Raw genomic sequence first — 4,876 nt, 5'->3', positions numbered from 1 at the left:
AAACAAAGGTTCGAAAGCGATGAAAGCACAGAATCTCTCCGTTCAATTATATAATTATTAATTCGTCAAAAAAACCTTGACTTCAAGTGAACTTTATTTCTTATGATAACTGTGTAATAAATAATGATGCAAGAGAGGATGAAGTTACAATGAGAAATATCTCGATCGTCACTGGCGGCAGCCGCGGACTTGGGCGCAATACTGCCATCAGTATTGCGCGTCATGGCGGTGATGTCATCCTGACCTATCGCAGCCAGGTAGAAGAAGCAAAGTCTGTTGTTGCTGAAATCGAAGCTCTGGGTCGTAAAGCAGTGGCGCTACAACTCGATGTTGGAAACATCGCCAGCTTTGCGGCCTTTGCCGAGACAGTCCGTTCGACCTTGCAATCGACTTGGGATCGCCCCACGTTCAATCATCTGGTGAACAATGCCGGTCACGGAGAAATGAGCGACTTCGCCGAGACAACAGAAGCTCAATTCGACAGCCTGTTCAATGTGCATGTCAAGGGTGTGTTTTTCTTAACTCAGGCCCTTCTGCCACTTCTCGCAGATGGTGGCCGTATTGTGAATTTCTCATCTGGTCTTACTCGCGTATCTTATCCTGGATTCTCCGCCTACTCTGCGGCGAAGGGAGCGGTCGAAATTCTGACCATCTATATGGCTAAAGAACTTGGTCACCGAGGTATTACCGCCAATACTATTGCGCCTGGGGCAATCGAAACCGATTTTCTAGGAGGCTCTGTACGCGACATACCTGCTTACAACGACACGTTTGCCTCGATGACAGCACTTGGTCGAGTCGGTCTGCCCGAGGATATCGGTCCTGTAGTCGCCAACCTGCTTGAATCTGACAATCACTGGGTTAATGCACAAAGAATCGAAGTCTCAGGTGGGCAGAATATCTAATCGCAAATCGTCGCAGTGAGCAGCCCGCTAGGGAAATTTAGGTCACTAAGTATTGACGAGAAGTTTGCTACCCTAAACCCCCCTTGTTTTATAGGGGGGGTCTTGGTTGTCGACTTGAATTCATCCTACTTTCGCAGATAGTCTGCAGATGGTACTCATCCTATTGGAGATTACTAAAGCTTTCACCATTTAACGCATTTTTTGTTCCGCTGTGTAATGTTCAACAGCATGCTTGAATGATCTTAACAAGAAGGCTCTCGCCCCTTCCGCTCAGGATCGCGGGGAATAAAAGCTTAGGATTGGTTACACCATCGCTTGATGAGCATACATCCAATAAACGTATCGTATACCGATAAAAAAATAAAAGCCGCTATAATAGCGACTTCTATCAGACCGTATCGTGTCCCCAGCCAACAGGGTGCAGCTCGTGAGGGTTCTAGGCCGAAGGGGACTGAATATCAAGTTTCATGGTCCATGATGTTCCGGAAATCCCCCAATAGACAAATCCCAGGTGTTGATATAACTTCACGGCGGAAGAATTATGGGGGTCGACGCTCAAGGAAAGCGATGGGTATCCATCGCGCTCTGCCTGTTTGATGATTTCATGCATTAAGATTCGTCCGATTCCGCTTCCTCGATATTCTGGATGGACTGCGATGCCAAGCTCCGGTGTATCGTCATCGACGTACCCGTAACCCTTGTTTGTTGCGTCGAACAATCTGTACCATACCGCCCCCGCGAGATGACCATCCCGGAGCGCTACTAATGCCCGGTCTCCTTCTCTCCCCCAGCCTTCATGATATTTCTTAAGAGATGGCGTGTTAAGCAGCTCATGCTTCGCCGGCTTCCCCTCCAGGATGTGAATCGATTCGTAGTGCATATCCATAAAAAAATCAAACGCATGAGGTTCTAGCGGTTTAACCGTAATCATTCATATCACCTCAGCTCTGTGGGTTATCGTGCCTATTTTACCACAGGCTATTTGTGAAAAGTCGGTTTTAATTATACGCTCCAGCGAGCTGGTTGGTGGGTGCTGGAGCTGATGGCTCGAAATGGCACATGACTCTTTGTACTCGCTATTGAGCAATTCTAGCAGGCAGTGAAGAAAGTCTTTGTCTGAGGCGTCCGGATTTCAATTGGTTGAATTGAATCCAAATGAAAATAGCCCCCCGCTGGCCCAATGCCTGTGGGGGAGCTAACTCTCTTGTTCTGATGTTTTCTGTTAGTTAGAGCGAAGAATTAAAAGATTGTTGGTACCATGCCCCCATCCATGCGGATCGGGGATCCTTTAAAGGCGGAAGCCATCGGGCTGCAAAGGAAAGCCGTCAATCGGCCAATCTCCTCAGGTCTGATAAACCGCCCGATTTCGGATTGGGGAACGTTCTTCGTCATAAAGTCTTTCTCTTTAGCCTCGAAGCTCATCTCTTCGTTCGCATATATGCTCTCAATGATCTGCAGCACGTTCTCGGAGAGGGTCGGTCCCGGCAGGATCGTGTTCACTGTAACTTCAGCGCCGCGGGTCAGCTTGGACAAGCTTTTGGATAATGACAACAGCATCGATTTGGTGACACCGTATTGATTGAGGCATCTGTCCGGAAGGCATAACGGCTTCCTCACTTGCGATGAAGATAATACGGCCGTATTCGCGACTCAGCATGGAAGGCAAATAAAACTTGCTTAAGTGATTAGCAGCAAGAAAGTTCGTCCGGAAATACTTCTCCCATACGGCATCGTCTACGTCGTCATAGGACATGATCTCATAGATGCCCATGCTGTTGACGAGGATATCGACGTGGGGGAAATTCGCGAATAGAGCTTCTCTTTGCCGCGAATCGACGAGATCGGCGGCTGCATTTCGAGGTTCCGTTTCCGGGAACGCTGCTTGGATCTCAGTTACCGTGCGCTCAACGTCATCGTTGTCCCGGCCATTGATGAGTACATGAACGCCTTCCCTGGCAAGTTCAAGAGCAATCGCTTTGCCTATGCCTCTCGTTGATCCCGTTACTAAAGCTGTCTTGTTCTTCAATCCCATATCCATCTTCCTGCACTCCTTATATCTTGGATAGGGATTATGATACATCGTTGTGCCTACTCGGTAACTAGCGCCGAACGCCAATTCTCTTGCGCGGCGCGCCAATTGGCTGGAGTCTTTCCTGTCCATGAGCGAAACGCGCGATAAAATGAATTTTGATCCTCGTAGCCGACGAGAAATGCGACCTCCTTGATCTCCAGCGCAGGGTCGGCCAAGTAAGCGATGGCCATCTCCCGCCTCGTTGTCGTCAGCAACTGCTTAAAGCTTACGCCTTCTTCCGTCAGCCTGCGCTGCAAGGTACGATTGCTCATTCCGAGCTCCAAAGCTATGGTTTGAATGTCGAATCTTCCTCGAGTTAGGCATCGAGACAAGATCCACTTCACCTTGTCGCTTATGGTGAGCTGACTCTGTCGTTCATCTAACGTACGCTCCAAGGCGGGAGTCAGAATCTTAAGAAGTTCTTCGTTGTACGATGTGAACGGACGGTTCAGATCTTCGCAATTCAGCGTTAGCCGGTTGCGATCTGACTCCGTCTGTACGCGACAGCCAAAATATTCTTCTAGGGCTTGAACGTCGCCCATAGGGTGCATGAACTCGACGGATCGAGCCTTGAGGTGATGGCCGGTGCCCCGGCGCCCGAGCTCAAGTAGATAGGCGAGCGTAATACCGACAAGCACCGGTGGTCCGGGTAACTCGGCATGCTGCCACTCCAATTCAATCGAGCATTGATCGCCTTGTTCCAGAATCCTCAAGTTTTCCGGAGGGCACATTCGCTTATAACGCGCCATTCGGTTCAACGCGTCCCGGTAGTCGCGAGCGTGAAAGGTCGCCAAAGCATCCGGCGGATACTGAGCTGTCTCGTATGTGCTTGCAAGCTCGACGATTCCTGCAGCGATATCCCCGACTATTTCGGCATAGGCTTGCCAGATCGAATAATATTGTGCTGTCGTGACTAACGGTTCGGTGATGACGGTTAACGGTAAACGTGCTTGGCGCGCTACATCCAGGGGTTCCACCCCGATCTTCCTCAGGCTAGTCCAGAAACCTGGCGCGATCTTGATATGGTCTGCGGAAGGATTATTGATGGCTGCCGACCTCCAAGGACAAAGTCAAATAACCATGATCCACGAAGCTTGTGGATCATGGATTCTACTGATTATAGCCTATTCGTACGGGACGAGGCTACCCCGTTCATTCATTGGTGTTGAGCTCGCAGCATGGGGATCTGCTGTTTCAACTGTGCCATAACGTAGTGCTTTATTTGCTCGGAGCAACCCCTTTTATCAGTAATTCCGTCCATTGAGCGGTATAAGGGAGAATTTTCGAGTAGATATGCGGGCTGGAGATCCCTTCAACCAGGGCCTGGAAATAAATCAGAAGAAACTCATCCGAGTATTTCAGATCAACCTTACCTTCTTTACGACCGCGGTGAAACAAATCCAACATGAGACTGTAGCTTTCCTTCACGTGGTCCTGCATCATCAGAGATAATCCGTCATCGTCCTTCTCCGTAAAAAAACTCATTAAATCCAAATAAAACTGCTTGTTGATCTTCTCCAGAAAATGAATTTTTATTTGACTCATGGCTATGATCGTTTCTTCGAACGGTTTATTTTCGGCCATAATTTTTCGGGCCTCATCCCTCATTTGAGTTATAAAATACTTAAACACCTCATGGATCAGATTTTCTTTGCTCCCAAAATACTTAAAGATTGTCGTTTTACCAACATTGGCATGTCTAGCAATGTCATCCATCGTTACTTTTTCGATGCCGACTTCAGTATTTATCAAGTTAAAAGTTGCCTCCAGAACTTGATTTTTCTTCGCTTGGGTCCTCTTTTCAAAACCATTCATTCCTTATTCCTGCTTTCTGACGATTATGAATAAAAAATTAAAGAAGGCTTTTAGTTCGTATTTCTTCTTCTTATTTATTATATAG

General features: G+C 47.9%; 4 protein-coding genes and 1 pseudogene. 1 reads left to right on the top strand and 4 read right to left on the bottom strand.

Features of this window, described 5'->3' with window-relative positions; translation table 11 throughout:
• The first annotated feature begins 149 nt into the window (after nucleotides 1–149).
• Nucleotides 150–905 carry an SDR family NAD(P)-dependent oxidoreductase gene (locus CHH67_RS17260; protein ID WP_095266449.1) on the top strand — a complete coding sequence of 252 codons (756 nt, stop codon included), beginning with the start codon at nucleotides 150–152 and terminating at the stop codon, nucleotides 903–905.
• Nucleotides 906–1,341: 436 nt separating this feature from the next.
• On the opposite strand, the gene CHH67_RS17255 is transcribed toward CHH67_RS17260, so the two are convergent.
• The 4 genes and pseudogenes from CHH67_RS17255 to CHH67_RS17240 all read right to left on the bottom strand — a co-directional run bounded on the left by CHH67_RS17255 (nucleotide 1,342) and on the right by CHH67_RS17240 (nucleotide 4,791).
• Nucleotides 1,342–1,836: a GNAT family N-acetyltransferase gene (locus tag CHH67_RS17255; RefSeq protein WP_095266448.1), complete on the bottom strand. Its 495-nt coding sequence runs from the start codon at nucleotides 1,834–1,836 to the stop codon at nucleotides 1,342–1,344.
• 308 nt (nucleotides 1,837–2,144) lie between these two features.
• Nucleotides 2,145–2,943, bottom strand: a pseudogene (locus CHH67_RS17250) (SDR family NAD(P)-dependent oxidoreductase).
• Between the two features lie 50 nt (nucleotides 2,944–2,993).
• Nucleotides 2,994–4,022, bottom strand: coding sequence for a helix-turn-helix domain-containing protein (locus tag CHH67_RS17245; protein ID WP_095266447.1), 1,029 nt, complete (start codon nucleotides 4,020–4,022; stop codon nucleotides 2,994–2,996).
• Nucleotides 4,023–4,194: 172 nt separating this feature from the next.
• Nucleotides 4,195–4,791, bottom strand: a complete 597-nt coding sequence (locus CHH67_RS17240) for a TetR/AcrR family transcriptional regulator (protein ID WP_095266446.1) — start codon at nucleotides 4,789–4,791, stop codon at nucleotides 4,195–4,197.
• Nucleotides 4,792–4,876: the final 85 nt, after the last annotated feature.

It is taken from the genome of Paenibacillus campinasensis (genome assembly GCF_002272015.1).
Classification (GTDB): Bacteria; Bacillota; Bacilli; order Paenibacillales; family Paenibacillaceae; genus Paenibacillus_AQ; species Paenibacillus_AQ campinasensis.
This window is presented reverse-complemented; position numbering and strand designations above follow the sequence as displayed.